At 45.4% G+C, this 24,593-nt stretch carries 24 protein-coding genes; 17 read left to right on the top strand and 7 right to left on the bottom strand.

Features of this window, described 5'->3' with window-relative positions; genetic code table 11:
• Positions 1-2: 2 nt before the first annotated feature.
• Together C2740_RS08165 and C2740_RS08170 are read right to left on the bottom strand one after the other, a co-directional pair.
• Positions 3-527 (bottom strand): gamma carbonic anhydrase family protein, encoded by a 525-nt coding sequence (locus C2740_RS08165; protein ID WP_215293080.1) that lies wholly within the window; start codon positions 525-527, stop codon positions 3-5.
• 45 nt (positions 528-572) lie between these two features.
• Positions 573-1,775 carry an ammonium transporter gene (locus tag C2740_RS08170; protein ID WP_215293082.1) on the bottom strand — a complete coding sequence of 401 codons (1,203 nt, stop codon included), beginning with the start codon at positions 1,773-1,775 and terminating at the stop codon, positions 573-575.
• 137 nt (positions 1,776-1,912) lie between these two features.
• Here C2740_RS08170 and C2740_RS08175 point away from each other — a divergent pair, with 137 nt between their 5' ends.
• Complete coding sequence (locus C2740_RS08175) at positions 1,913-2,275, top strand: Rap1a/Tai family immunity protein (protein ID WP_215293084.1); 363 nt, start codon at positions 1,913-1,915, stop codon at positions 2,273-2,275.
• A 47-nt stretch (positions 2,276-2,322) separates the two neighbouring features.
• Complete coding sequence (locus C2740_RS08180; protein WP_251369630.1) at positions 2,323-2,610, top strand: glycine zipper domain-containing protein; 288 nt, start codon at positions 2,323-2,325, stop codon at positions 2,608-2,610.
• Between the two features lie 35 nt (positions 2,611-2,645).
• Here C2740_RS08180 and C2740_RS08185 read toward each other — a convergent pair whose 3' ends face one another.
• A complete protein-coding gene (locus tag C2740_RS08185; RefSeq protein ID WP_215293085.1) occupies positions 2,646-3,035 on the bottom strand; it encodes an OsmC family protein in 390 nt (129 codons plus the stop codon).
• A 120-nt stretch (positions 3,036-3,155) separates the two neighbouring features.
• Between C2740_RS08185 and C2740_RS08190 the strand changes: the two genes are divergently transcribed.
• From C2740_RS08190 to C2740_RS08230, 9 genes are read left to right on the top strand one after another with little or no spacing between them, the layout of a single operon-like run.
• Positions 3,156-4,418 carry a putative Na+/H+ antiporter gene (locus C2740_RS08190; RefSeq protein WP_215293087.1) on the top strand — a complete coding sequence of 421 codons (1,263 nt, stop codon included), beginning with the start codon at positions 3,156-3,158 and terminating at the stop codon, positions 4,416-4,418.
• Positions 4,419-4,467: 49 nt separating this feature from the next.
• Complete coding sequence (gene miaB, locus C2740_RS08195; RefSeq protein WP_215293089.1) at positions 4,468-5,814, top strand: tRNA (N6-isopentenyl adenosine(37)-C2)-methylthiotransferase MiaB; 1,347 nt, start codon at positions 4,468-4,470, stop codon at positions 5,812-5,814.
• Positions 5,804-6,262, top strand: coding sequence for an rRNA maturation RNase YbeY (gene ybeY / locus C2740_RS08200; RefSeq protein ID WP_215293098.1), 459 nt, complete (start codon positions 5,804-5,806; stop codon positions 6,260-6,262). Before miaB ends, ybeY begins: the two co-directional genes overlap by 11 nt.
• 56 nt (positions 6,263-6,318) lie before the next feature.
• Positions 6,319-7,158 carry an HlyC/CorC family transporter gene (locus C2740_RS08205; protein WP_215293115.1) on the top strand — a complete coding sequence of 280 codons (840 nt, stop codon included), beginning with the start codon at positions 6,319-6,321 and terminating at the stop codon, positions 7,156-7,158.
• An 8-nt stretch (positions 7,159-7,166) separates the two neighbouring features.
• Positions 7,167-8,702, top strand: a complete 1,536-nt coding sequence (lnt, locus tag C2740_RS08210; protein ID WP_251369631.1) for an apolipoprotein N-acyltransferase — start codon at positions 7,167-7,169, stop codon at positions 8,700-8,702.
• 59 nt (positions 8,703-8,761) lie between these two features.
• Complete coding sequence (gene glyQ / locus C2740_RS08215) at positions 8,762-9,649, top strand: glycine--tRNA ligase subunit alpha (protein WP_215293117.1); 888 nt, start codon at positions 8,762-8,764, stop codon at positions 9,647-9,649.
• Entirely contained in the window at positions 9,646-11,784 is a 2,139-nt protein-coding gene (gene glyS / locus C2740_RS08220) for a glycine--tRNA ligase subunit beta (RefSeq protein ID WP_215293119.1), read from the top strand. The genes glyQ and glyS overlap by 4 nt, the downstream gene beginning before the upstream one ends.
• Positions 11,781-12,353, top strand: a complete 573-nt coding sequence (gmhB, locus tag C2740_RS08225; protein ID WP_215293121.1) for a D-glycero-beta-D-manno-heptose 1,7-bisphosphate 7-phosphatase — start codon at positions 11,781-11,783, stop codon at positions 12,351-12,353. Before glyS ends, gmhB begins: the two co-directional genes overlap by 4 nt.
• 7 nt (positions 12,354-12,360) lie before the next feature.
• Positions 12,361-13,095, top strand: a complete 735-nt coding sequence (locus C2740_RS08230; protein ID WP_215293123.1) for a 1-acyl-sn-glycerol-3-phosphate acyltransferase — start codon at positions 12,361-12,363, stop codon at positions 13,093-13,095.
• A 6-nt stretch (positions 13,096-13,101) separates the two neighbouring features.
• Here the strand turns inward: C2740_RS08230 and rsmA are convergent, their stop codons facing one another.
• From rsmA to C2740_RS08250, 4 genes are read right to left on the bottom strand one after another with little or no spacing between them, the layout of a single operon-like run.
• Positions 13,102-13,878, bottom strand: coding sequence for a 16S rRNA (adenine(1518)-N(6)/adenine(1519)-N(6))-dimethyltransferase RsmA (rsmA, locus tag C2740_RS08235; protein ID WP_215293125.1), 777 nt, complete (start codon positions 13,876-13,878; stop codon positions 13,102-13,104).
• The gene (pdxA, locus tag C2740_RS08240; RefSeq protein WP_215294364.1) at positions 13,878-14,891 is read right to left on the bottom strand and encodes a 4-hydroxythreonine-4-phosphate dehydrogenase PdxA; all 1,014 of its coding nucleotides are present in this window, start codon (positions 14,889-14,891) and stop codon (positions 13,878-13,880) included. Before pdxA ends, rsmA begins: the two co-directional genes overlap by 1 nt.
• Entirely contained in the window at positions 14,863-16,311 is a 1,449-nt protein-coding gene (locus C2740_RS08245; protein ID WP_251369632.1) for a peptidylprolyl isomerase, read from the bottom strand. Before C2740_RS08245 ends, pdxA begins: the two co-directional genes overlap by 29 nt.
• Positions 16,308-18,830, bottom strand: a complete 2,523-nt coding sequence (locus tag C2740_RS08250; RefSeq protein WP_215293134.1) for an LPS-assembly protein LptD — start codon at positions 18,828-18,830, stop codon at positions 16,308-16,310. The genes C2740_RS08245 and C2740_RS08250 overlap by 4 nt, the downstream gene beginning before the upstream one ends.
• 33 nt (positions 18,831-18,863) lie before the next feature.
• On the opposite strand from C2740_RS08250, the gene C2740_RS08255 reads away from it, so the two are divergent.
• The 6 genes from C2740_RS08255 (at position 18,864) to C2740_RS08280 (ending at position 24,558) form a co-directional block, all read left to right on the top strand.
• Positions 18,864-19,865, top strand: a complete 1,002-nt coding sequence (locus C2740_RS08255; protein ID WP_215293136.1) for an aminoglycoside phosphotransferase family protein — start codon at positions 18,864-18,866, stop codon at positions 19,863-19,865.
• Between the two features lie 19 nt (positions 19,866-19,884).
• Positions 19,885-20,595 (top strand): N-acetylmuramate alpha-1-phosphate uridylyltransferase MurU, encoded by a 711-nt coding sequence (murU, locus tag C2740_RS08260; protein WP_215293138.1) that lies wholly within the window; start codon positions 19,885-19,887, stop codon positions 20,593-20,595.
• Complete coding sequence (locus tag C2740_RS08265) at positions 20,588-21,952, top strand: aminopeptidase P N-terminal domain-containing protein (protein ID WP_215293140.1); 1,365 nt, start codon at positions 20,588-20,590, stop codon at positions 21,950-21,952. Before murU ends, C2740_RS08265 begins: the two co-directional genes overlap by 8 nt.
• Positions 21,953-21,957: 5 nt before the next feature.
• Entirely contained in the window at positions 21,958-23,118 is a 1,161-nt protein-coding gene (locus C2740_RS08270) for an FAD-dependent monooxygenase (RefSeq protein WP_251369633.1), read from the top strand.
• 142 nt (positions 23,119-23,260) lie between these two features.
• Positions 23,261-24,277 carry a tRNA dihydrouridine synthase DusB gene (gene dusB / locus C2740_RS08275; RefSeq protein WP_215293142.1) on the top strand — a complete coding sequence of 339 codons (1,017 nt, stop codon included), beginning with the start codon at positions 23,261-23,263 and terminating at the stop codon, positions 24,275-24,277.
• Between the two features lie 41 nt (positions 24,278-24,318).
• Entirely contained in the window at positions 24,319-24,558 is a 240-nt protein-coding gene (locus C2740_RS08280; RefSeq protein WP_215293144.1) for a helix-turn-helix domain-containing protein, read from the top strand.
• Positions 24,559-24,593 lie beyond the last annotated feature (35 nt).

Genomic DNA, 24,593 nt, shown 5'->3' on the forward strand with positions numbered 1-24,593 from the left:
GCTCAGGCAATTTTTTTAAGCGTCTTGATATAACGCTGTGCGTTCTTGACATAGCGCCCTGCGATATCTTCGATACCTACAATCTGCTCTGGGCTTAATGTTTTTACTGCCTTAGCAGGTGAGCCAATAATCATCGAGCCTTCAGGAAATTCTTTGCCCTCAGTAACAAGAGCACCCGCACCGACTAAGCAATTTTTACCGATCTTTGCGCCGTTTAAAATCACAGCGCCAATACCGATTAAGCTGCCATCTCCAATATGGCAACCATGAAGCATTACTTTATGCCCAACAGTAACATTCTTGCCAACAATCAGTGGGTAACCAAGATCGGTGTGTAGAACTGATGCGTCTTGTACATTACTACCTTCGCCAACTTGAATGAGGTCGTTATCACCACGAATAACAACTGCAGGCCAAATGCTTGCATTTTTATGGAGCTCTACTTTGCCGATGACCTCAGCACTCTCTGCAACCCAGGCGCCCTCAGATAACCGAGGGGCAATTCCGTCAAGTTCAAATATAGCCATGACTCATTATAGGTATGAATCAGGCTATAGAGAAAGACTGCAACTCTACCAGTTTGGTTCGCGGTCTGGAGTAGAAGAAATACGGTGCACACTTAAGTCGGCACCCTCATACTCTTCTTCTTGAGACATTCGAATACCGAGCAATGCTTTCAAGGCGCCGTAGACTGCAAAACCGCCAATTAGCGCGATACCTACGCCAATAGTGCTACCAATAAGTTGTCCTAGAAAAGTAACACCGCCGATGCCACCTAGTGCTTTCGCCCCAAAAATACCTGCAGCTAAACCACCCCAAAGTCCACACAAGCCATGTAAGGGCCACACGCCGAGAACATCATCAATCTTCCAGCGGTTTTGTACTAAGGTAAACATGTAGACAAATAATGCGCCCGCTACTAAGCCAACAAACAGCGCTCCAACCGGATGCATTAAATCGGAACCAGCACAAACAGCAACTAAGCCAGCAAGAGGGCCGTTATATGTAAAGCCCGGATCATTCCGACCAACAACCCATGCAGCTAATGTGCCACCGACCATTGCCATTAAGGAATTCAAGGCAACCAAGCCACTAATCTTATCGATTGTCTGCGCGCTCATCACATTAAAACCAAACCAACCTACTGCGAGGATCCACGCTCCTAAGGCGAGGAATGGAATACTTGAAGGTGGATGCGCAGAAATTTGCCCTTCCTTGGTGTAACGACCACGACGCGCGCCCAACAGAATTACTGCAGGTAAAGCAATCCAGCCGCCAACCGCATGCACCACTACCGAACCAGCAAAGTCATGAAACTCTTCACCAGTCAAGCCTTTGATCCAAGCCTGAATACCGTAGTGTTGATTCCATGCAATCCCCTCGAAGAAGGGATAAACAAAACCCACCAAAATAAAAGTTGCAATCAATTGAGGATTAAATTTGGCGCGCTCGGCAATACCACCCGAAACAATCGCAGGAATAGCTGCGGCAAAAGTGAGTAAGAAGAAAAATTTTACTAACTCGTAACCATTTTTCTCGGCCAGCAATTCCGCCCCAGAGAAAAAGTTGACGCCATAAGCAATGCTGTAGCCAATGAAAAAATACGCAATAGTTGAAACTGCAAAGTCCACCAAGATCTTAACCAAGGCATTGACTTGGTTTTTCTTGCGAACAGTTCCCAGTTCTAGAAATGCAAAACCTGCATGCATCGCAAGAACCATAATGGCGCCCAGCAAAATAAATAAAGCATCACTACCTGTCTTCAAAATTTCCATGAAATTTCTCTCCCTTATTTTTTGCATCATTATGGGGAAACAATAATCCCAAATAAGTGCAGAATGCACCTACTTAGTGCATTAATTAGCCTAATTTATGGTTTATGATGAATTTTCATATACCCAAGGGAGAACCCATGAAAAAAGTCCTCATAGTTTTGGCTGCTTTAGCAGCATTTTCTGGCCTGGCCCAGGCCCAAGAAACCATCAAAGTGCTCAGCACCCAAGAATTGGCAAATACTTGCAAGATGCCTGCCAGCCCTGAATCTCGAAGCTTCTGTATTGGCTTTACTACTTCCGTATATGACACCTATTTAGCAACTCGTCACCCACAGCGTGCTAAGCCATTTATTTGCGTTAAGCAACCTGCTCCAGCACGCGATGAAGTGATTGGTGATTTTGTAAAGTTTGTGCAATCAAATCAACAAGTAGCCGATAAGCCAGCCGCAGGTGTGTTTTTAGGCTTTCTGGCTGCACGCTTTCCTTGCGCCAGAAAATAATTTAGATAACTTAGCGAACTCAAAATATATTTAAAGGATCAGTTGTTATGAAAAAAATTATTGCGATTACCGCAGCAACTCTCTCTATTGCAGGCTGCTCAAACATGAGCAATACTGAACAACGCACACTATCCGGCGCAGGCATTGGCGCAGCTGCTGGTGCGGTAGGCACAGCTATTTTCCACGGCAATCCAATTTGGGGGGCAGTTGGTGGGGCAGCTGTTGGCGCAGCTTCTGGCTATGTATACGATGCTTACAAAAAAGAGCAAGCATCTGAATACAATTCTGGCTATAACGCAGGCAAAAATAATCAGCCAGCTAAAGCGCCCAACTAAAACTAGCCTTACCTCAATAAATTATCCAGCTTGCATTAATTTACAAGCTGGGTTTTTATTTGGATTTGTCCTGCTAATGCCTTATGAATAGGGCATTTATTTGCAATCTCAATCAAACGATTCTTTTCTTCTACGCTAAGATTTCCAATCAACTGGATATCACGTGTAAATTTTTCAATATCATCGGCGCGTTCAATGTCGACAGTCACGATAGCATTCTCTAAGCTCATTGCTTTATGACCAGCATACATTTTTAAAGTCATACTTGTACAAGCTGCTAAAGCAGCGCCAAGGTACTCATGCGGACTGGGCCCAGTTCCACCACCTCCCTTGCTGACCTCTGCATCAGATAAAAAATGCAAATCGCCTGCACTCAGTTTTTGTTGGAGCGGGCCTTCGCCAAACCGTGACTCTACTTTTCTCATCGCTATCTCTCATTCATTCAATATGGTTGATTATTTACTTGCTCTCAAATTCATGCTGCCCTAAAAATCTCTAAAAGTAATAATGTCTTAATATACTGAATCACCTGCTACCATTCTGCTATGAACTTTACCCCCACAGAACTCGGCGCCAGCATTATTTTTGCTATTGCAGTTTTGCATACTTTTTGCACTGGTTATTTTGAGTCGCTAGCTAAAAAATCTCCCACCCATGCTGGCCTATGGCATCTGCTAGGCGAGGTCGAGATTGTCTTTGGCTTTTGGGCTGCCATTCTAATTGTCTTCATGTGCTTCATTGATGATTTGAGCACTGCAAGGGCCTTTTTAGAAAGGCGCAACTTTACAGAACCCTTATTTGTATTTGCGATCATGATTGTGGCTGGCAGTAAGCCGATTCTGTTTGTTTCAACTGAAATCTTGCACCTGCTTGCAAAGGGGCTGCAGTTTGTCTTGCGCATAAGAAGCGCCCCCGCTCTTTATTTTTTAACACTTGCAATGACACCGTTACTGGGCTCTCTGATTACTGAACCCGCTGCCATGACGTTGGCGGCATTTTTATTGCAGGACTTAGTGTATCGACACCAGTGCTCCAAGGGGCTACTCTTCGGGACCTTGGGCGTACTCTTTGTCAATATTTCAATTGGTGGCACCTTAACCAATTTTGCTGCCCCACCAGTACTGATGGTTGCTTCAACCTGGGACTGGAGCTCAGCATTCATGTTTGCTAACTTCGGCATTGAATCGTGTATTGCCATTTTTGTGAATGCGCTCGGCGCTACATTGCTCTTTAATCGCCAACTCATTGAGCCAAACGGCTCGACGAAGCAAAGTAAAATCCCATTCGCAGTGATCGTAATGCACTTATTATTTTTATTGGGTGTTGTGGTGTTTGCCCATGATCCTGTTATCTTTATGTGGCTGCTGCTCTTCTTTATTGGTTACACCACCGCTTATCCAAAACATCAAAATCCACTCATCCTGAAAGAAGCTTTGCTAGTTGGCTTCTTCTTAGCTGGATTGGTCGTTTTAGGTGCACTGCAGGGATGGTGGTTGCAACCCATTCTTGAAATGATGAGTCCTACAGCAGTCTTTTATGGCAGCCTTGCTCTGACGGCAATTACCGATAATGCCGCGCTGACATATTTGGGATCATTGGTCACAGGTACTTCTTTAGAATTTAAGCTAGCATTAGTGGGTGGAGCCGTTGCTGGTGGAGGGTTAACTGTTATTGCTAATGCGCCCAACCCCGCAGGAATTGCCATCCTGAGGCAACACTTTCCAAATGGTGCTGTATCGGCGTTCTATCTACTGATAGCGGCACTTCCACCCACTCTAGTAGCAATTCTGGCTTATCGACTGATATAAACAGTAAAATCTGAGCTTCGCCCCCCAGTTATAAACCTGAGAACGGCCTATGAAAAAGCTCTATATCAAAACCTTTGGCTGTCAAATGAACGAGTATGACTCGGGCAAGATGGCAGACCTCCTTCATGCTGATGAAGGCATGATCATGACTGACACCCCGGAAGATGCGGATGTTGTTCTTCTTAACACTTGCTCCATTCGAGAAAAAGCGGAAGATAAAGTCTTCTCCGATCTAGGACGCTTGCGTGAACTGAAGAAAACTAAACCCAATTTATTGATTGGTGTTGGTGGTTGCGTGGCTAGCCAAGAAGGTCAGCAAATTGTGAGTCGCGCACCCTATGTTGATGTTGTCTTTGGGCCACAAACATTGCACCGCCTATCAGACCTGATTGCACAGCGTCGCAAGACAGGCATCCCCCAAGTAGATATTTCTTTTCCTGAAATTGAAAAGTTTGATCACCTGCCTGCATCTCGTCAAACCCGTGGCTCTGCATATGTATCGATTATGGAAGGCTGCTCTAAATACTGTAGCTACTGTGTAGTTCCTTATACACGCGGTGAAGAGGTTTCAAGGCCATTTGAGGATGTTCTCACTGAGGTTGCAGGTCTCGCAAGTAAAGGTGTTAAAGAGATAGTCCTACTTGGTCAAAACGTGAATGCCTACCTTGGTAAAATGGACAGCACTGATGAGATCGCTGACTTTGCTTTACTCATTGAATACATCGCTGATATTCCTGGGGTTGAGCGTATTCGTTTTACTACAAGCCACCCTAAAGAATTTACCCAACGACTGATCGATGTATACGCCAAAGTACCTCAGCTAGTAAGTCACTTGCATTTGCCAGTTCAACATGGATCCGACTCAGTGCTGTCGGCCATGAAGCGGGGCTATACCGCACTTGAATACAAGAGCATTATTCGCAAAATGCGTGCTGTACGGCCTAATCTAACCTTGTCGAGCGATTTCATTGTGGGCTTTCCAGGTGAGACTGAGGCTGATTTTGAGAAGCTTCTCAAGATGGTTCAAGAACTTGAGTTTGATAATAGTTTCTGCTTCATTTTCAGCCCGCGTCCAGGAACACCAGCTGCAAATCTCAGCGATGACACTCCTTATGAGATCAAACTGAAGCGCTTGCAAACACTGTTAGCGCTAGTTGAACGTCAAGCAAATCAAATCAGCCAAAAAATGTTAGGTAGCACCGAAAGAGTGCTGATTGAGGGTTTAGCTAAGGATGGCGTCAACCTCCAAGGTCGCGCAGAGAATAATCGTGTTGTTCATTTCACAGTACCCGAGCAAGACATTGAAGCGCTAGTTGGGCAAATGGTTGATATTCGAATTACCGAAGTGCTGAACTACACCTTAAGAGGCGAATTAGTCGAAGCCCATGCACACTAAACTCACAATTGATATTCAGTACGCTAGTGCAGCGATTGAGGCTTCTGTCAGTAAGGCCGCCTCTGCTACCTTAATCAAAAAGTGGGTGAAGGCTGCAACAAGTTATGGCGGTTTATTGACACTGCGGTTTGTGAACGCTGGCGAAGGCAAGAAACTGAATTTGGCTTTTCGCAAAAAAGAGTATGCAACCAATGTTTTAACTTTCCCATATGAGCTCTCAAAAAACACTTTAGTGGCAGATATTATTTTCTGCTTACCCGTGATTCAAAAAGAGGCTAAAGAACAAAATAAAGTTATCAAAGCTCATTTGGCGCACTTAATCGTACACGGCTGTCTGCACGCCCAAGCTTACGATCATGAGGTGAAAAAGGAGGCCGAGAAAATGGAGGCCTTGGAGGTAAAAATCTTACATAAACTAGGCTTTACAAACCCCTACCTTGCCCAGTAATTCAATATCCTAAGCACATTTATTGATTTAACTTATTTCTACGCTATTCTTGCAACATGCCTGACCCCAACAAATCCCTTTTAAATCGCTTGGCTGATTTTTTAACGCCACAGCCAACGAGCCCCAACGAACGCCGCCAAGAATTAATTGCCACTTTGCGCGAAGCGCAAACCGAAGGATTAATCGATGCTGATGCCCTCTCGATGATTGAAGGCGTATTTCAGGTGGGTCAACTATGTGCAAGAGATATTTTGCTACCTCGCGCCCAAATTGACTGGATTGATATCAACCTTCCCCTTGCCGACTTAATCAAAACAGTCATTGAGGCTGCGCATTCTCGCTTTCCAGTATTTGAAGGTAGTCGCGACAACGTGATTGGTATCTTGCTAGCCAAGGACTTATTACGTCATGCCACAGAAAAAGATTTTCAAGTGCGTGACTGGCTCCGCCCAGCTGTCTTCATCCCGGAATCAAAACGCTTAAGTGTTTTATTGCGCGATTTCAAGGATAACCGCAACCATTTAGCTGTTGTAGTGGATGAATATAGCGGCATCGCAGGCATCATTACCATTGAAGATGTGCTGGAACAAATCGTTGGTGATATCGAGGATGAGCACGATATTGATGAAGAAGCTGACAACATTATCTCTCTAGATAATGGTGATATTCGAGTTAAAGGCATTACTGAACTCGAGCAATTAAATGAAACGCTGGGCACTGAATTTGCAGTAGAAGATATCGAAACTGTTGCTGGCCTGGTTGTTCAGCACTTAGGTCGCGTTCCCAAAATGGGGGAATGTATTGCAATTGATGGTATTGAGTTCGAAGTGCTACGCGCTGACCCACGGCAAGTTCATATTTTGCTTGCACGTCAAATACCTAAAGCAGCTGACTGAGAATTGCCTTGGTAGATCTGCATTCTAGCAAGACCATCCGGAGCGGCGATGCATTTGTACTCCTAACGCTTTTTATCCTAGGCGCATTCATAGCTGTAGCGGCCGAACTTTCTTATGGAGGTTGGGCTCAAATCCCGCTACTGAGTATTGTTTGGTGGCGACTTAGCCTACTAAAACATTGCCGTCTCAAAACTTATTTTTTCTCTAGCCTCGCATTTGGTCTTGGCTACTTTGTAATAGGCCTATGGTGGCTCTACATTAGCCTGCATGACGTAGGCGGCATCAATAGCCTGCTTTCCTGTATGGCAGTTTTTTTGCTGTCTGCGTATGTCTCCTTATATTTTTCGATCGCCTGTTTATCGATTCGACTGTTTAAGTCTTCTTCTATTTCAGGCCTATTGCTTGCCTCAAGCTGGGCAGTCACCGAATACCTTCGCGGAGAATTGTTCACAGGGTTTCCATGGATGGGATTTGCTGAAGCACAAGTCAATGGACCATTTGCAGCTATTGCCCCATTCTTTGGCGGACTAGCTTGCACTTTCCTAGCGGTATACGCCTCTTGGCAAATCCTTCAGCTCAAAAAACATCCAATGCTTTGCATCTCGACACTTACGGTAGTAGCACTCATTACTGCTTCTTCAGGCCTATGGACCTTTACCAAGCCAATCGGTGAGCCACTCAAGATTGAGCTGGTTCAAGGCAACTTTCCCCAAAGCATGTTCTTTAACCCTGAGGGCGTGCTAAAACAAATACATTTTTACAGCACCACCATGATGCAATCCCAAGCCGAGCTTGTTGTCGCCCCAGAGACGGCATTCTCTTGGCCCGAAAGTAATCTACCAATTGGACTAGTAGCAAATTTACAAAACTTTGCTACTACTGCTTATAGCAACTTACTCTTTGGAGTGATTGGTCGAGATCCAAATCCGCGTGATGGAAGAGAATTTTCCAATCGAGCTCTAGGTCTCTCACCATCTGCAGATTCTTATCGTTATGACAAGAATCATTTGGTTCCTTTTGGAGAATTCATTCCACCGGGGTTTCGTTGGTTTGTAAATGCCTTTAGTGTTCCACTAAGTGACTTTGCGAGAGGCGGGGATGAGCAAGAAAATCTGATCATTCACAGAAAAAAACAGGACCCAATTTATGCAGCGATCACTATTTGCTACGAAGATGTTTTTGGTGGTGAACTAGCTAGCCGTATTCGAAATAACTCCAAGCCAACCAATTTGCTAATCAATCTCACCAACCTTGCTTGGTTTGGCGATTCACAAGCGCCCACACAGCAATTACGGCTTTCTCAATTGCGCTCACTAGAAACCGGTCTACCTGCCTTACGGGCTACCAATACCGGGATTACAGCAGTCTTGGGACCCAATGGAAAAGTACTGCAAGCGCTGCCGGAATTCACTCAAGGAAGTCTCATTGCCCAGGTTCAGGCCTACGCAGGTAAAACGCCATACGTAATTTGGGGTAATTTCCCAATTTTGAGTATTTCTTGCCTTCTGTTGATCTGGGGTCTGATTCGTCACAGACGTTTTTAGTCATTTTTGACTCTACCCCCTACTAGCCATGTAAAATCAATGGCTTAGCCAGGTTAATCATGCTTACTTTTCAGCAAATCATTCTCAAACTTCAAGATTATTGGGACCAACAAGGTTGCGCCCTATTGCAACCTATCGACCTCGAGGTTGGCGCAGGTACTTCCCATACTGCGACCTTTCTGCGCGCTATCGGCCCAGAACCCTGGAAGGCGGCTTATGTTCAGCCATCCCGCCGACCGAAAGATGGTCGTTATGGTGAAAACCCAAACCGCCTACAACACTACTATCAATATCAAGTTGTTCTAAAGCCAGCCCCAGAAAATATACTCGAGCTCTATCTTGGATCATTAGCGGCATTGGGCCTAGACCTCAAAGAAAACGATGTGCGCTTTGTAGAGGATGATTGGGAGAACCCGACTTTAGGAGCCTGGGGCTTGGGCTGGGAAGTTTGGTTAAACGGCATGGAAGTCACTCAGTTCACTTATTTTCAACAAGTAGGCGGCCTAGATTGCAAACCAGTTCTTGGTGAAATTACTTACGGCATAGAACGCTTAGCAATGTACATTCAGAATTGCTCAAATGTGTATGACCTCGTTTGGGCAGATGGCATTTCTTATGGGGATGTCTATCACCAAAACGAGGTGGAGCAATCTTGCTATAACTTTGAACACTCAAATACTGACTTGCTGTTTGCAAACTTTGCAAACTATGAGAGTGAGGCAAAACGTTTGATGGAAGTACCGCTGGCCCTCCCCGCTTATGAAATGGTTCTCAAAGCAGCGCATACCTTTAACTTGCTTGATGCACGTGGCGCGATCTCCGTGACTGAACGTGCAGCTTATATTGGCCGTATTCGGAACCTTTCTCGCTCAGTAGCCCAAGCTTATTTTGAGTCTCGTGAAAAACTAGGCTTTCCAATGTGTCATCGTCAAGCAATTCACTTATGAGCACAAATACTTGGCTTTCTCAGCCTGCTACTTTATTGATTGAAGTATTTACTGAGGAATTGCCTCCAAAATCACTACGTCGCTTAGGTGAAGCTTTCAGTGATGGAATTTTTGCTGCATTAAAAGTTGCTGGCCTAGCCAGCGAATCATCGAAAGTAATCAGCTTTGCGACGCCGCGTCGCCTAGCAGTTCAAGTAAGTAATGTTCTTGATCAAGCACCAGACTATCCAATACGTGAAAAACTATTGCCGACCAGTATTGCATTTGATGCTCAAGGAAAAGCGACGCCGCCTTTACTTAAAAAATTAGCCTCGCTTGGTTATGCCGATGTTGACATTGGCACACTTGAGAAGGCGGGCGAAGGTAAAAACGAGGCTCTCTACCTAAATGTCATTGCTAAAGGTGCATCGCTAGAACAAACTGCACAAACTGCACTTGAGCAAACACTCAATAAATTGCCTATCGCTAAAATGATGCACTATCAAGTGCTTCAGAGAGATGGTCAATTAGCAGACGTTGAATTTGCCCGTCCAGCCCATCGGATTATTGCTTTACATGGTAATCAGACCCTCAATATCAGCAGCTTAGGTATTAATGCCGGCAACCAGACTGAGGGGCATCGTTTCTTGGCTCCAGGCCCTCTGACCATATCCAGTGCAGACCAATATGAAAATGATCTACAAACCAAAGCCAAGGTAATTCCAAGCTTTCATCAGCGCAGAGCCCAAATTGAGGCAGCACTCTTAAAAGCCGCTGGCACTGACTTGGTTTTAATGCCTGATAGCCTGCTAGATGAAGTGACCGCTTTAGTTGAATGGCCAGCTATCCACGAATGCCACTTTGATCAAGAATTTTTAGAGGTTCCCCAAGAATGCTTGATTTTGACAATGCAAACCAATCAAAAGTACTTTGCGTTGACAGACAAACAAGGCAGGTTGCGCAATCGCTTTTTGATTGTTTCTAATATTGAAACGGCCAAGCCAGAGGCCATCATCTCCGGTAATGAGCGGGTTGTCCGTCCTCGACTTTCAGATGCCCGCTTCTTCTTCCAGCAAGATCAAAAGCGCCCCCTAGCTTCACGCGTTGCTGATCTTGGCAAGGTGGTTTACCACAATCAATTGGGTAGTCAGCTTGAGCGCACTAAGCGCGTTCAAAGCCTCGCATCTAATATTGCAAAAAAACTCAATGCGGATGAAAAGCTGGCAAGTCGTGCAGCAGAAATTGCAAAGACTGACTTACTAAGCGATATGGTTGGCGAGTTCCCTGAGTTACAAGGCATCATGGGAAGATACTACGCAACGCACGATGGAGAAAATTCTGAAGTAGCTGCAGCATGCAGTGAACACTATATGCCACGCTTTGCGGGTGACACATTGCCCCAGACCCAGACCGGCACAATCTTGGCTATTGCTGACAAGCTTGAAACCCTTGTGGGCATTTGGGGCGTTGGGCTTGCGCCTACGGGCGATAAAGATCCCTATGCATTACGTCGCCATGCCTTAGGCATCTGTCGTTTGCTCTTAGAAAAGAATCTCTCTCTAAGCTTGCCTGCGTTAATTGAATTGGCTCGAGCACAGTTCCTGCAAAAAGATGTACAGGAGAAAGCAAATGCCGCAGCGATCTATGAATTCATTATTGATCGCTTACGCGCTTATCTACGCGACCAGTCAGTTTCTGGAAAACCATTCACTAGCGCTGAAATCGATGCCGTTCTCAGCCAAGAGCCAGCACAGATTAATGATTTAATCGAACGCTTAACTGCTTTGCGCGAATTTAACGCTCTTCCTGAAGCAGCTCAGCTAGCTGCCGCAAATAAACGCATTAGCAATATTCTAAAAAAGACAACGACTGATATTCCGGCAAAATGTTCTAGCAAGTTATTGCAAATTCCGGCTGAAGCCACCCTCAATAAGACCTTAGAGGAAATCACCCCTGCGCTAAATGAAGCCTATAAACAAAGACAGTATGTTGATCTCTTGAAGGCACTTGTTGCCTTAAGCGCACCGATTGACCAGTTCTTTGCTGATGTAATGGTGATGGATCCAAACCCCGAGTTACGCGATAACCGCCTTGCTCTCCTGCAACAACTTCACCAGAAAATGAATCTCGTTGCCGACCTCGGCAAATTAGCATGAGCATCAGCTCTTCTAAACTCATCATTCTCGATCGTGATGGCGTGATCAACGAAGATCGTGATGATTATGTGAAATCTGTTGATGAATGGGTTCCGCTACCGGGCAGCTTGGAAGCAATAGCGCTACTGAATCAAGCGGGCTACCAAATTGCAATTGCAACCAATCAATCAGGCTTATCTAGGGGATATTTTTCAATCAATGATTTGCATGCTATGCATAACAAGATGGATAAGCTGCTTCAACCCCTGGGTGGTCATATTGATAGCATCTTTTTTTGTCCACACCTTGATTCTCATGGCTGTGATTGCCGTAAGCCTGCGCCCGGACTCATGAAAGAAATTGCTTTGCGTTATAAAAAATCTGGAAATACACAAGCCCTCTTGGGTGTACCCATCGTCGGCGACTCCTTACGCGATCTAGAGGCTGGAATTGCCCTCGGGGCCACGCCCCATCTAGTTTTGACTGGTAAAGGTCAAAAGACTTTTGATAAGGGTAATTTACCGGAAGGCACACAAATTCACAGAGATTTGATGGCGTTTGCAAACTCGCTTCTAGTGGACAAGATCTAAGGAAAACATGATTTATCTTCGCTCCACCCTATTTACCTTATTTCTGTTGATCTTTACTCCAATTTGGTCAGTGCTCTGCATGCTGGCATTCCCTTTTCTCACCCCAGAAAACCGTTATAGTTTTATCGGCCTTTGGAACAAAGTGGTTATTTGGCTTGTATGGCACCTGTGCGGTATTCGTTATGAAATTCGCGGCATGAAACATATGCATGCAGTGCTTGATCAACCTGTCATCATTCTGAGTAAGCATCAATCTGCCTATGAAACGATTGCTTATATTGCACTCCTTCCAAAACAGCTCTGCTTTGTCTTTAAACGTGAGCTACTGTGGATTCCTTTTTTTGGCTGGGCTTTAGCCTTGCTGAAAATGATTCATATTAATCGAGCGAATAAGCAAACAGCTGCACTCTCAGTCGCTAGCCAGGGTCGTAAACGCCTTAGCGAAGGCAAATGGATCATGCTATTCCCGGAAGGCACCAGAACTCCACGGGGCTCAACTAAGCCCTATCGTAAAGGCGGAGCCCGTCTCGCAAGCGCTACGGGTGCATTGGTCATTCCAATTGCTCATAACGCAGGCAATTTCTGGCCTAAGAACAGCTTTTTAAAGCAGCCTGGCACTGTGATTTTTTCGATTGGGCCAGCCATTCTTTCTGAAGGTAAATCAGGGGAAGATCTACAGCAAGAAGTAGAAGGCTGGATCGAATCTGAGATGCGCGTGATTGATCCAGGCGCCTATAAATAAAAAGTGTTAAGCAGCTAAAACTTTAGCCCACTCAATATAGCGATCAACTGATATATCTTGAGCCCGCGCCTTAAGTTCAAGTTCAGTCAAATTTAGCCTCTCTGCAAAAACTTGTAAGTTGGTGCGTAACATTTTTCTTCTTTGGGAGAAGGCAGCTGCCACCAGCTGCTCTAGGGCGCGCCACTGAGCATTACTCAGGCTGAAGTTCTTGCGTGGAATCATGCGCACTACAGCAGAGTTCACCTTTGGCTGTGGATCAAAAGCCTCGGGAGGCACTTCAAGCACAAGCTCCATATCGTAACGCGCTTGAAGCATTACTGATAATCTACTGAAATCAGTGCTTCCTGCTTTTGCCACCATTCGCTCAACGACTTCAGCTTGCAGCATAAATATCTGCTCATCAATTTCTGTAGCCGCCGCAACAAGATGGAATAGGAGTGGCGAAGAAATGTTATAAGGTAAATTGCCCACCACTTTACAAAAACCTTTTTTGCCAGAGCGGTCTCGAGCCCATTCTAAGAAATCGAATTTAAGGGCATCACCCTCAATGACTTTCAAGTTCTCAAGGTTTTGCTGATTCCAATAAGCAACCAAATCACGATCAATTTCGAGCAGGTCAAGTTGATCAAGATTTCTGAGTAAAGGTCTGGTTAAAGCACCAAGACCTGGTCCAATCTCGATGACATGCATATCAGGGCCGGGATTAATTAAGGCTATGATGGAATAAATAATCCCATCGTCCTGCAAAAAATTTTGGCCAAAACGTTTACGTGCGCGATGCATTACTTAGCTTGAGTTCTTGTATTTAAAGCAAGCTCATAAGCCAAACGCAAGGCTTCCAACATGCTGCCAGAATCAGCAATTCCTTTTCCGGCAATATCCAAAGCAGTGCCATGATCAACCGAGGTGCGAATAATTGGCAAACCTAAAGTGACGTTCACGCCACCACCAAATGTCACAAATTTGAATGGCGCTAATCCTTGATCGTGATACATGGCTATAAATGCATCAACCTCCTCAAGCGAATGGGCATCAAACATAGTATCCCCGGGATATGGCCCAGAAACTGCTATCCCCTGCTGTTTAGCTGACTCAATCGCAGGCGCAATCACCTCAATCTCTTCGCCCCCCAAATACCCAGCCTCTCCAGCATGGGGATTAAGGCCAGCAACACGTATTCTCGGCCTAGTTATGCCGAATTTTTCTTTTAGGTCTTGGTTTACTATCTGAATCGTTTCAAGCAAGAGTTCATAACTTAAGTAGGCTGAAACATCTTTCAATGGCATGTGTGTACTTGCCAAAGCAACCCTTAAATCCTTCCGAGATTTAATACCTAAGAAACCAAGTGGCAAGGGGGCACATAGCATCATGACAACATGGTTTCTGCTGCAACGTTGTGCTAAATATTCTGTATGGCCAGTAAAAGGAATGCCCGCAATATTCATTACACTCTTTTGAACGGGCGCAGTAACCATTCCATCAAAATCCCCACGAATACAAGCGTCGGTTGCTTGATCTAAAAGATTAAAGACATATTGAGCATTTGCTGGATTAAGTACCCCCGGCAAGGCAGGCGATACAAGCGGGACTGAATCTATTTTCAAGCGATCGAATAAATTTGCTGTTTTACCTGAAGAATCTTTAAATAAGCTGGCATCGCCCAATAAGGTAATCTGCGAATGAGCTTGTTCGCCCAAAAAATCTTTTGCGGCAGCAAGAGAAACTTCAGGCCCCACACCGGCTGGATCGCCAGTGGTGATTACTAATTTAACGAGGTGCGGCGCTGGCTGCATCATCCACATTCAAGATTTTGACTGTTGCAGTATCTCGTAGCTCACGCAGCCAATCCTGATAGGCTTGTTCAAATTTTCTTTCGCGGATAGCTGCACGAGCAAACTCGCGCTGCTTTTCTACCGTCAGTTGCGCTTCACGACGCTCAAGCACCTGAATTAAGTGCCAACCAAATTCAGATTTAACTGGATTGCTCACTTCTCCAATTTGGAGTCGATTCATTGCCTGCTCAAATTCAGGCACCAAATCACCAGGCCCCATCCAGCCTAGATTCCCACCATTTGGGGCTGACCCGTCTTCAGAGAATTTTTTAGCTAAGTCACCAAAATCTGCTGTCTTAGCGCGCACTTGATCGCGATATCCCTGTAAACGTCTCTCAGCGTCTTGATCAGTCAGACCCGGTCTATTTTTCAACAAAATATGGCGCGCCATTGTCTGTGTAATGGGAATATTTTGAGGCGCTGTTGACGCAGGCTCTTGCGTTGTAGACTGCTGCTGTGCGGGAGCCGCACTGATTGCGCGACGATCCAATACTTTTAGAACGTGATATCCCGCAGGGCTCTTAACAACAGCGTTAGCAACTTGGCCGCTACCAGTATTTCGGATAGCCTCATAGAATAATTGTGGCAGGCGATCTGGAGTGCGATACCCCAATTCTTGAAATTTAATTTTGGGGTTTTCTTTTGCAGCAGCAGCGCCGAGTTGTAAAAAATCCGCATCACCTCTTGCATCACGTAACAGAGCTTCTGCTTGCTTCTTTGCCTCAGCCTGTGACCCAGCTCCAGCATCCGCTGGAATAAAAATCTGCGCAACAGCAATCTCTTCAGGTCCACCCTTCACTGGAGGAGCAGAACGTTGGGCGTCACCAGCCATAGCACGCATGCGATCAGAAATGAAATTGTCTATTTCCGCATCAGAAATCTTGATTTTCGTCTCTACAGAACGCTCGCGAAAGCGACTAACAACAATGTCATCTCGCAAGGTCTCTTTGTAGCGCTCAAATGACATTCCAGTGGTAATTACTTTTGCTTTGAACTCAGCGTAACTTAATTTATTTTTAGCAGCAATATCCCCAATAATTTTGTCCAACTCTTTATTGGTTACCACCATGCCTTCTTGCTCGGCATTTTGTAATTGAATTTTTTCAATAATTAAACGATCTAAAATTAGTTTTCGTAAGTTAGCGCCCTCTGGTAGTTTGACCCCCTGCTTTTGAAGGGTCGTAATTCGGTCATCAATTTCTTTGCGGGTTACATAACCCGTGTTCACCACTGCAGCGACGCCATCGATATTCCGAATCTTGCTATCTGCTGTAATGCCGCCTTTGGAAGGGTCTTGAGAACTTGCAATGCCTGCAAAAGAAGTTGCCCCCAAAACAAGGGCAGTAGTTAGGATCTGTTTCAGGCGATTCCTACGAAGCATCATTGATAGTTCTCATATATTGAAGGTGGAATAATCTTTGAAGTCGGCATATATCCAGGCACATTTAACTTCATGATATCAACTGGGTTGCTACCAGCGCTAGCAAAACCCCTAAATTCTATTTGGAAGAGTACTTGAGTGGTAGTAATCACTGAGGTATTTAGCATCTGAGAGTACGCACCGCGGAAGGTCCAGCAATCTCGTGTCCACTCCAAACCAACCAGAGTATTCAAGGTTCTAGTAGTCAACGCATCGTAGCCCCAGCGCCCCAATACCGATACTTCTCGGGTCAGAGGCCATTGACCAGAGATATTGTACTGATCGGTTGTGGTCGCAGAGGGGACATAGGCCTGATTATTTTGTAAGGATGCCTCAACCGGAGGTGACCAGACGTTACGCCAGCCAAAATTGAGGCTTCGGCCGGGGGTGGGACGCCAACTGCCGCCTACAGTTGTCTGAACAAAGCGATTGAGCTGTGTGTTGTACTGACCAAACACATCAGCACTGAAATTTCCAAGTAAACGGACAGAACCAGAGCCCAAAGTATCAGAATAGGTCGTAGGGTTTACGACGTTGCCATTTAAACCAACTTTTTGGCCGGTGAATTGCTGTTGTTGTGCCAGCGTTATATTAGCTCGCTCAGCACCAGTATTTGCCTCAATCATCCTACTAGTCATACCTATCGTTGCTGCATTTCTATCGGCAATACGGTCATTACCAATGTATGTGTTTTCAGCAAAGATTTGGGATACGCCGAAGCCCGCATCCGCCGTATCGAAAATTGGGGTCTGAGCCTGACTTTGATATGGCGTATACACATAAAAAGCTCTTGGCTCCATAGTAAGCAACATATCACGCCCAAAGAAACCTTTGAGCTCAGCCGCATCTCGTTCGAATGCCAAACCAGAATCCAAACTAAATGTTGGAATAGTGAAACCCTGCGCTGGTAATGCGCCAACATTATTAAATGGAGTGGCGTTGTAGTTATTGGATTGAAAACTCACCTTAGGGGTGATGTAATAACCAGGTGTCACCTGCGGAAGAGACATGGCACCCTTGACTACTGTTCTATCCGCTTGGCTATATACGCCAGGGGCAGTAGCGGCTAGATGCCCTTGAATGTTGTATGCAAATCGCGTGAAATCTGTAGAAAATGAAGTAGCAGGGCCTGTGGGTAAGGTGACATATTTGCCGCTCGCATCTGAGGCTGTTGGAGTCAAGCGATTGTTATAGGCTGCAGTAATATTCGGCAAAACGTTATAAGGCGCCTGCACTGTGACAGCAGGATCAGGCTGAAGGGTTTGAAACGTTAACGCTCTTGCTGATACATTCCAATTACTTAAACTTCCCGTAAGGCCCTTGGTAGTTCCAACTTCTTGTCGAAACTGATTGGTTACCGCTCCTGCAATACTTTGCGAGAATTGTGTCGGATATAGATTATCTGAAACCCTAGCAACGTTTGCATATCCTGACCATGCGCCGGGCAAAGGAGCGCCACCAGGCCCAACTCCGCCACTGAAAATTTGACGCTGCTGCCAATCGTACTTCCATCGATCCGTTCCAGTCTGTTTATCGTACGGCAGAAACTCGCCCATCACTGTTCCAGAATCTTTACTGTCTAAAAAACGGTATTGGGCTCCCAACATCGTGCCACGATGATTCATATAACGAGGTAACAACAACAAGTCACGATTAGGCGCAATATTCACATAATATGGCTGCGTAATATCTAGACCATTGTTTGAGTTGTACCCTGCAACTGGAGCTAAAAGGCCTGTGCGGCGCTGGCCGCCCGTTGGCGCAGTGAAATAAGGAACATAAGCAATCGGCACATCAAAGAATCGCATAACGCCATGCGTACCGGCCATCTCCTTCTGCTCGTTATCAATTTCTAAAGTGCTCGCCGTAAAATACCAATCCATGTTTTCCGGAGTGCAAGTGGTGTAGGTTGCCTTATCAAAGACAAAAACATCTGGGCTCTCAACTGTTAATTTTTTTGCCTTGCCGCTTCCGCGACTATCTCGCAGATCATAAGTGGGAGTCTCCATCGCGCCTTCACGCGCATCAACTTTAAATTGCCCTTTAGGGCCCTTGAAAGTAACGTTCCCTTTTGAGAGCTCAGCATTACCAAGCAAATCTGCAATATCAGTATCTGGGTTGTAAGTGATTTCATCGGCCTTGAGGACTGCGCCATTACGACGAATTTGCGCGCGACCTTTTAAATGCATATCACGCTCTACAACGCCATCGATTGAATCACTAGATGTAAAGGTCAGCGCTTTACCATCCTCAATTGGCTTACCTACACGCAGCTGATCATCCAACTTTAAAATAGTGACATTGCCACGATCTGGTAACAAAACAGTATTGGTGTTGGACTGTGAAAGTGGGGGCAATGGAGCGGGTGCCTGCGCCTGAATTGGGAGCGCGAATTGAAGCAATATCACCCCCATGATTACGCGCGGGGTTATAGCCAAAAAAAGAGGGGCGCAAAGGCCGGCGCGACGGCGATAATGACTCATGGATCCAGACCAGCCTTATTATACGAATCGACCATGACTGACTCTCGCTTAAACACCCTCCGCAGTTGGCTAAAAGCCCTGCAGCCTAGCTGGCAATTAGATCTCCACACCTTGACCCCGGCCTCAGCAGATGCCAGCTTTAGACGCTATTTCCGTATTGAGTCCAAAAACCCCGATTTTGGGACCCTGATTGTGATGGATGCGCCGCCCCAATATGAGCCTTTAGATGCTTTTATCAAAGTCGATTTATTGCTGTCTGATGCAGGTCTAAACGTTCCAAAAATACTCGAAAAAAATATTGTCGAGGGCTTTCTTTTATTAAATGATTTGGGTACTAAAACCTATCTTGCAGAGCTAACTCCCGAAAGCGCAGATCATCTGTACCAAGATGCAACTCATGCCTTAGTGCAGATGCAATTGGCGAGTAAACCTAATGTACTACCAAGCTACGATGAAGTGTTACTAAAACGCGAGTTAGATTTATTTCCTGAATGGTATTTGAAGAAACATCTCCATATTCAATTAAACGCTCAACAGCAAGCCCAACTCAATCAGTCTTTTGAATTCATTATTGAAAATAACCTCACGCAAGCAAAAGTTTATGTTCATCGCGATTACCATTCGCGCAATTTAATGGTGGGCGAAAAAAATAATCCTGGTGTGATTGACTTTCAAGATGCAGTTTATGGTCCCATTACTTACGATGCCGCCTCTTTGTGGCGCGATGCATATATAGCCTGGCCTGAAGAGCGTGTGATTGACTGGGTGATTAAATTCTGGGAAGAGGGTCGTAAGGCCGGTCTTCCAATGCCAGACGACTTTGGTCAGTTCTATCGTGATTTCGAGTGGATGGGACTACAGCGTCACTTGAAGGTTCTAGGCATTTTTGCAAGACTTTTTCACCGCGACGGCAAAGATGGTTACCTGAAAGATATCCCTTTAGTATTGAAATATGCCATTGCCACTGCCAATCGATACATTGAATTGAAGCCACTAGCGCGCATTTTGGAGTCAACCCGCCCAAATGAAGAATGACTAGGAAAGTACGATAGACATGAATAGCTCTCTTCCTTGTTTTCTTCTTGCTGCTGGCAGGGGTGAGCGTATGCGACCACTCACTGATAGCTTGCCCAAACCCATGCTAACAATTCAAAATAAATCCTTATTAGCATGGCACCTTGAGGCTATCTCTAAAACAGAGATTCAAAATGTTGTTATCAACCATGCATGGCTCGGCGAAAAGATCGAAGAGAGCCTGGGGAATGGTCATCACTTTGGCTTAAACATCCAGTACTCACCTGAAATCACTGCTCTTGAAACTGCCGGCGGCATTCGCAAGGCACTCCCCTTACTTACGCCCGATGACTATTTTTTAGTCATGAATGGGGATGTATTCAGCCCAAATCTGCCAATCGCAAAGATCTTAGAAATTGTCTCTAGACTCCGCAGCAAACCCAATAGACCTTTGGCCTACCTTTTAATGGTTCCAAACCCTGCTCAACACCCAGAAGGTGACTTTTTTCTCAAAGACTCCGTAGTTAGCAATCATGGGTCGGCGGAAGCAGAGAAGCTCACTTTTTCAGGGATCGGTATTTACCATAAAGACCTTTTTAAAGACCTAGAAATAGATGTACCAGCCAAACTAGCGCCTCTGCTGAGGGTGGCAATGGAGCAAAATAAAGTGTTTGGTGAAAAATATATCGGTCCATGGCACGATGTAGGGACCCCACAACGATTGCAAGAGCTCAATGTAGCTTATGAATAAGACTATCTACCAAGAACGCAGAAATGCACTGGCGAAACTCATCTATACCAAAACTGGTGGTGGTATTGCTGTCATCTCAACTGCGCCTGAATTAGCCCGCAATCGTGATAGCGAATTTCCCTATCGCCATGACAGCGATTTCTTTTACTTGACTGGCTTTGAGGAGCCGGGGGCAAGCTTGGTAATTGAGGTCAAGGGTGGCGATAAGACTCATCAAGTTCAATCCCATTTATTTTGCAGACCCAAAGATCCTGAGCGTGAAATTTGGGATGGCATTCGTCTCGGACCGGAGGCAGCGCCAACAACGCTTGGAATTGAATACGCACACAGCAATCAAGAACTCGATCATAAACTCGGTGAATTACTCGCTAATCAAGATGCGATTTATATTCGTCTAGCTGAAAGCGCTGAAGCGGATCGTCGTTTACGTCACTGGATGAAGCAAGTTCGTGGACAAGGACGCTCTGGCATTAATCCACCTTCTGAATTCCATGATGTAGAAGCACTTATTCACGAGATGCGTCTCTTTAAGGATGAGCATGAGATCGACATCATGCGCCGTGCTGCAGCCATTTCTGCGCGTGCTCATATTCGAGCTATGCAAATATGCAGACCGGGTATGCGCGAGTACCAACTTGAAGCAGAATTACTCCATGAGTTTCGCAATAGCGGTGCCCAAAGTGTTGCCTATAACAGTATCGTTGCTGGTGGCGCAAACTCTTGCATCTTGCACTACCGGGCCGGCTCAACTGAGTTACGCAATGGTGAACTCTGCTTAATTGATGCAGGCTGCGAACTAGATGGATATGCATCGGATATCACCCGCACTTTTCCCGTCAATGGAAAATTTACAGGTCCTCAGCGAGCCCTCTATGACATTACGCTCGCCGCACAAGAAGCGGCAATTGCCATGGCTAGGCCAGGCAACACGTTTATGCAACCTCATGAAGCGGCACTCACTGTGCTGACTCAAGGACTGCTGGATGAAAATCTTCTGAAGCTTTCAGAATTGGGTTCGCTTGAGAATGCCATTGAGACTGGTGCGTATCGTCGTTTCTATATGCACCGCACTTCCCATTGGCTAGGCATGGATGTGCATGATGTTGGCTCTTATCGTGAGCACACTGAAAATTCCCTTCAAGAAGAAAAACCTTGGCGCATCCTCAAAAGAGATATGGTCATCACCATTGAACCCGGTCTTTACATAAGACCTGCCGATGATATAGATGCAGCCTTTTGGAATATTGGCATCCGGATTGAGGATGATGCAGTCATTAATGATTCTGGCTGTGAACTGATTTCTCGTGGAGTTCCTGTGAATGCCGATGAAATCGAAGCAATCATGAAGAACGCCTAAATCTAATGATGAACGCATCTAGTTGTGACATCTTGATTCATGGAGGCGGGCCAGTTGGACTTGCTTGCGCCGCTTGGACTTTACAAAAATTTCCAGATGCAAAACTTATTCTCATTGATCGAAACCCAAAAGAAGATGTTGATCTAATGGCGGCCGATAGTCGCGGTATCGCTCTTTCACATGGCAGCAAGCTACTACTCGACACAATTCATGCATGGCCTACTGAATATACTGATATTCACCGCGTACATGTTTCACAAGCAGGTCGCTTTGGTCGTGCAGTCATGACGCGCGAAGAGCTCAATCAAGATGCTTTGGGTCACATCATCCGCTATCGTGATATTCACATCACACTACGCCAGACATTAAGAAAAATACAAAGTACCAGTCCTCATTTTGAGTGGCAGCACCTTAGCAAAGAAGATACCCAGGTAAATATCAATGCTGGATGCATTGTGCATGCAGAGGGTGGATTGTTTAAGAAGCAAGATTGGGTTGAGTCGGGCCGAGACTATGGACAATCCGCCCTAGTGGGTTTGGTTGAAGTAGAAAATGCGGCGCTCTATCAGGCCTGGGAGCGCTTTACCTCTGAAGGTCCACTAGCAGTACTTCCCAGTCACTATGGTCCCAATATTTTGAATCTTGTATGGTGTGGATCGCCAGAGTCCTCACGGCATCGCTTGCAATTAGGTGATGATGACTTTCTGGAATCATTACAAAAAGAATTTGGTTCACGCATTGGGCGCTTTCTAAAAATTCAAGATCGTCGCCTATATGAACTTGGCCTGAACTACCGCAAAGAAATCATCAAAGAAAACGCAGTGTGGATTGGCAACGCTGCACAAACTTTGCACCCCGTTGCGGGACAGGGATTGAATTTGGGATTACGTGATGCTTTTTTGCTTGCTGAAAAATTAGTTGGGGTATTTTCAGGATCAACAGAAAGCCATACTCCAGCAGCTGTTCACAACGCATTAGTAAGTTATGCGGCAAGTCGCAAAGCAGATCGCACCACAACTATTGGACTAACAGACTTCATGGCCAGAGTGTTTACCTCCCATTTGGTCCCTGTTGTTATGGCTCGAGGTTTGGCTTTATCAGCCCTACAGTGGCTTCCACCAGTGAAGACTGCCTTAGCTCGCCAGATGATGTTTGGCAGGCGCTAAAGGGCTCAGATAGCCTCCTAGCGTTAAGCAAACCTAAATTGATCTGCATTAGTTAATCTGCCTAATTTTTAGGCAGATTAAGGCCTCTTTGTGCTAAAGTGTCATGCTTTCCGCAAGACGCTGCTCACACCAAGCCCAATAAATGAAGATCGGCCCCCACCTCCTCGCTAACAGACTATTTGTTGCTCCTATGGCCGGGGTTACTGATCGTCCATTTCGACAGCTTTGCAAGCAATTAGGTGCAGGTTATGCCGTCTCAGAAATGGTGGCTTCCAATGCCTTGCTTTGGAAAAGTGAAAAGACGCAGCGTCGCGCCAACCATGTCGGCGAATTCAAACCCATTGCCGTGCAAATTGCAGGCGCAGACCCCGCTATGATGGCTGCAGCAGCAAAAATTAATGTGGATCATGGCGCGCAGATTATTGATATCAATATGGGCTGCCCAGCCAAAAAAGTTTGCAATGTAGCCGCAGGTTCAGCCTTATTACGTGATGAACCCTTAGTGCAGCAAATTTTGGAAGCCGTGGTTAAAGCTGTTGGTATTGGACCAGATGCCGTACCAGTTACTTTAAAAATTCGTACGGGCTGGGATCGAGAGCATAAAAATGCAATCGAGATTGCACGTCTGGCAGAGCGATCTGGAATTTCTATGCTGACTGTTCATGGTCGGACTAGAGCAGATCTGTATCACGGCGAAGCAGAATATGAAACGATTACTGCTGTAAAAAATAGTGTAGCTATTCCAGTCGTTGCCAATGGGGATATTCACAGCCCAGAAAAAGCAGAAGCCGTTCTCAAGATCACTGGTGCAGATGCCATCATGATTGGACGCGCCGCCCAAGGTCGCCCCTGGATCTTCCGTGAAATCAATCATTACTTAGAGACTGGTGGTAAGTTACCAACTCCTGAAATTAATGAGATTCAGGCGATTATGAATGCGCACCTGCTTGATCACTATGAGTTTTATGGTGATCACATTGGCTTACGCACAGCGCGTAAGCACATTGGCTGGTATTGCAAAGGTTTGCGTGATTCGCATGCATTTCGCCAGCGTATGAATACTGCCGATGATTGCAGAACTCAATTACAGATGGTCAATGATTATTTTGATGAGATGAAATCCCATTCGGATCGTTTACTTTTTTTAGAAGCGGCTTAACCACAGCCTAGTTATTTTCGTTTTTAGTATTTATTTAATATATGACCAATAAACACCCTATTACAGAATGCATTGAAACACAGTTACAAAGCTATTTGAGTGATCTCAAGGGTACGCCCCCGACTGATATCTACCAAATGGTTCTGGCTGTAGTTGAAAAGCCGATGCTAGAGCTCGTGATGCAGCATGCAAAACAAAACCAATCTTTGGCTGCGCAATACCTTGGCATCAACCGCAATACCTTACATAAAAAGCTCGTTGAACACCAGCTGCTGAAATAAATAAAACTTTGCTACACAATTTACTATTAAGACCC

Origin of the sequence: Polynucleobacter sp. MG-5-Ahmo-C2 (genome assembly GCF_018687735.1) — a bacterium.
GTDB lineage: Bacteria > Pseudomonadota > Gammaproteobacteria > Burkholderiales > Burkholderiaceae > Polynucleobacter.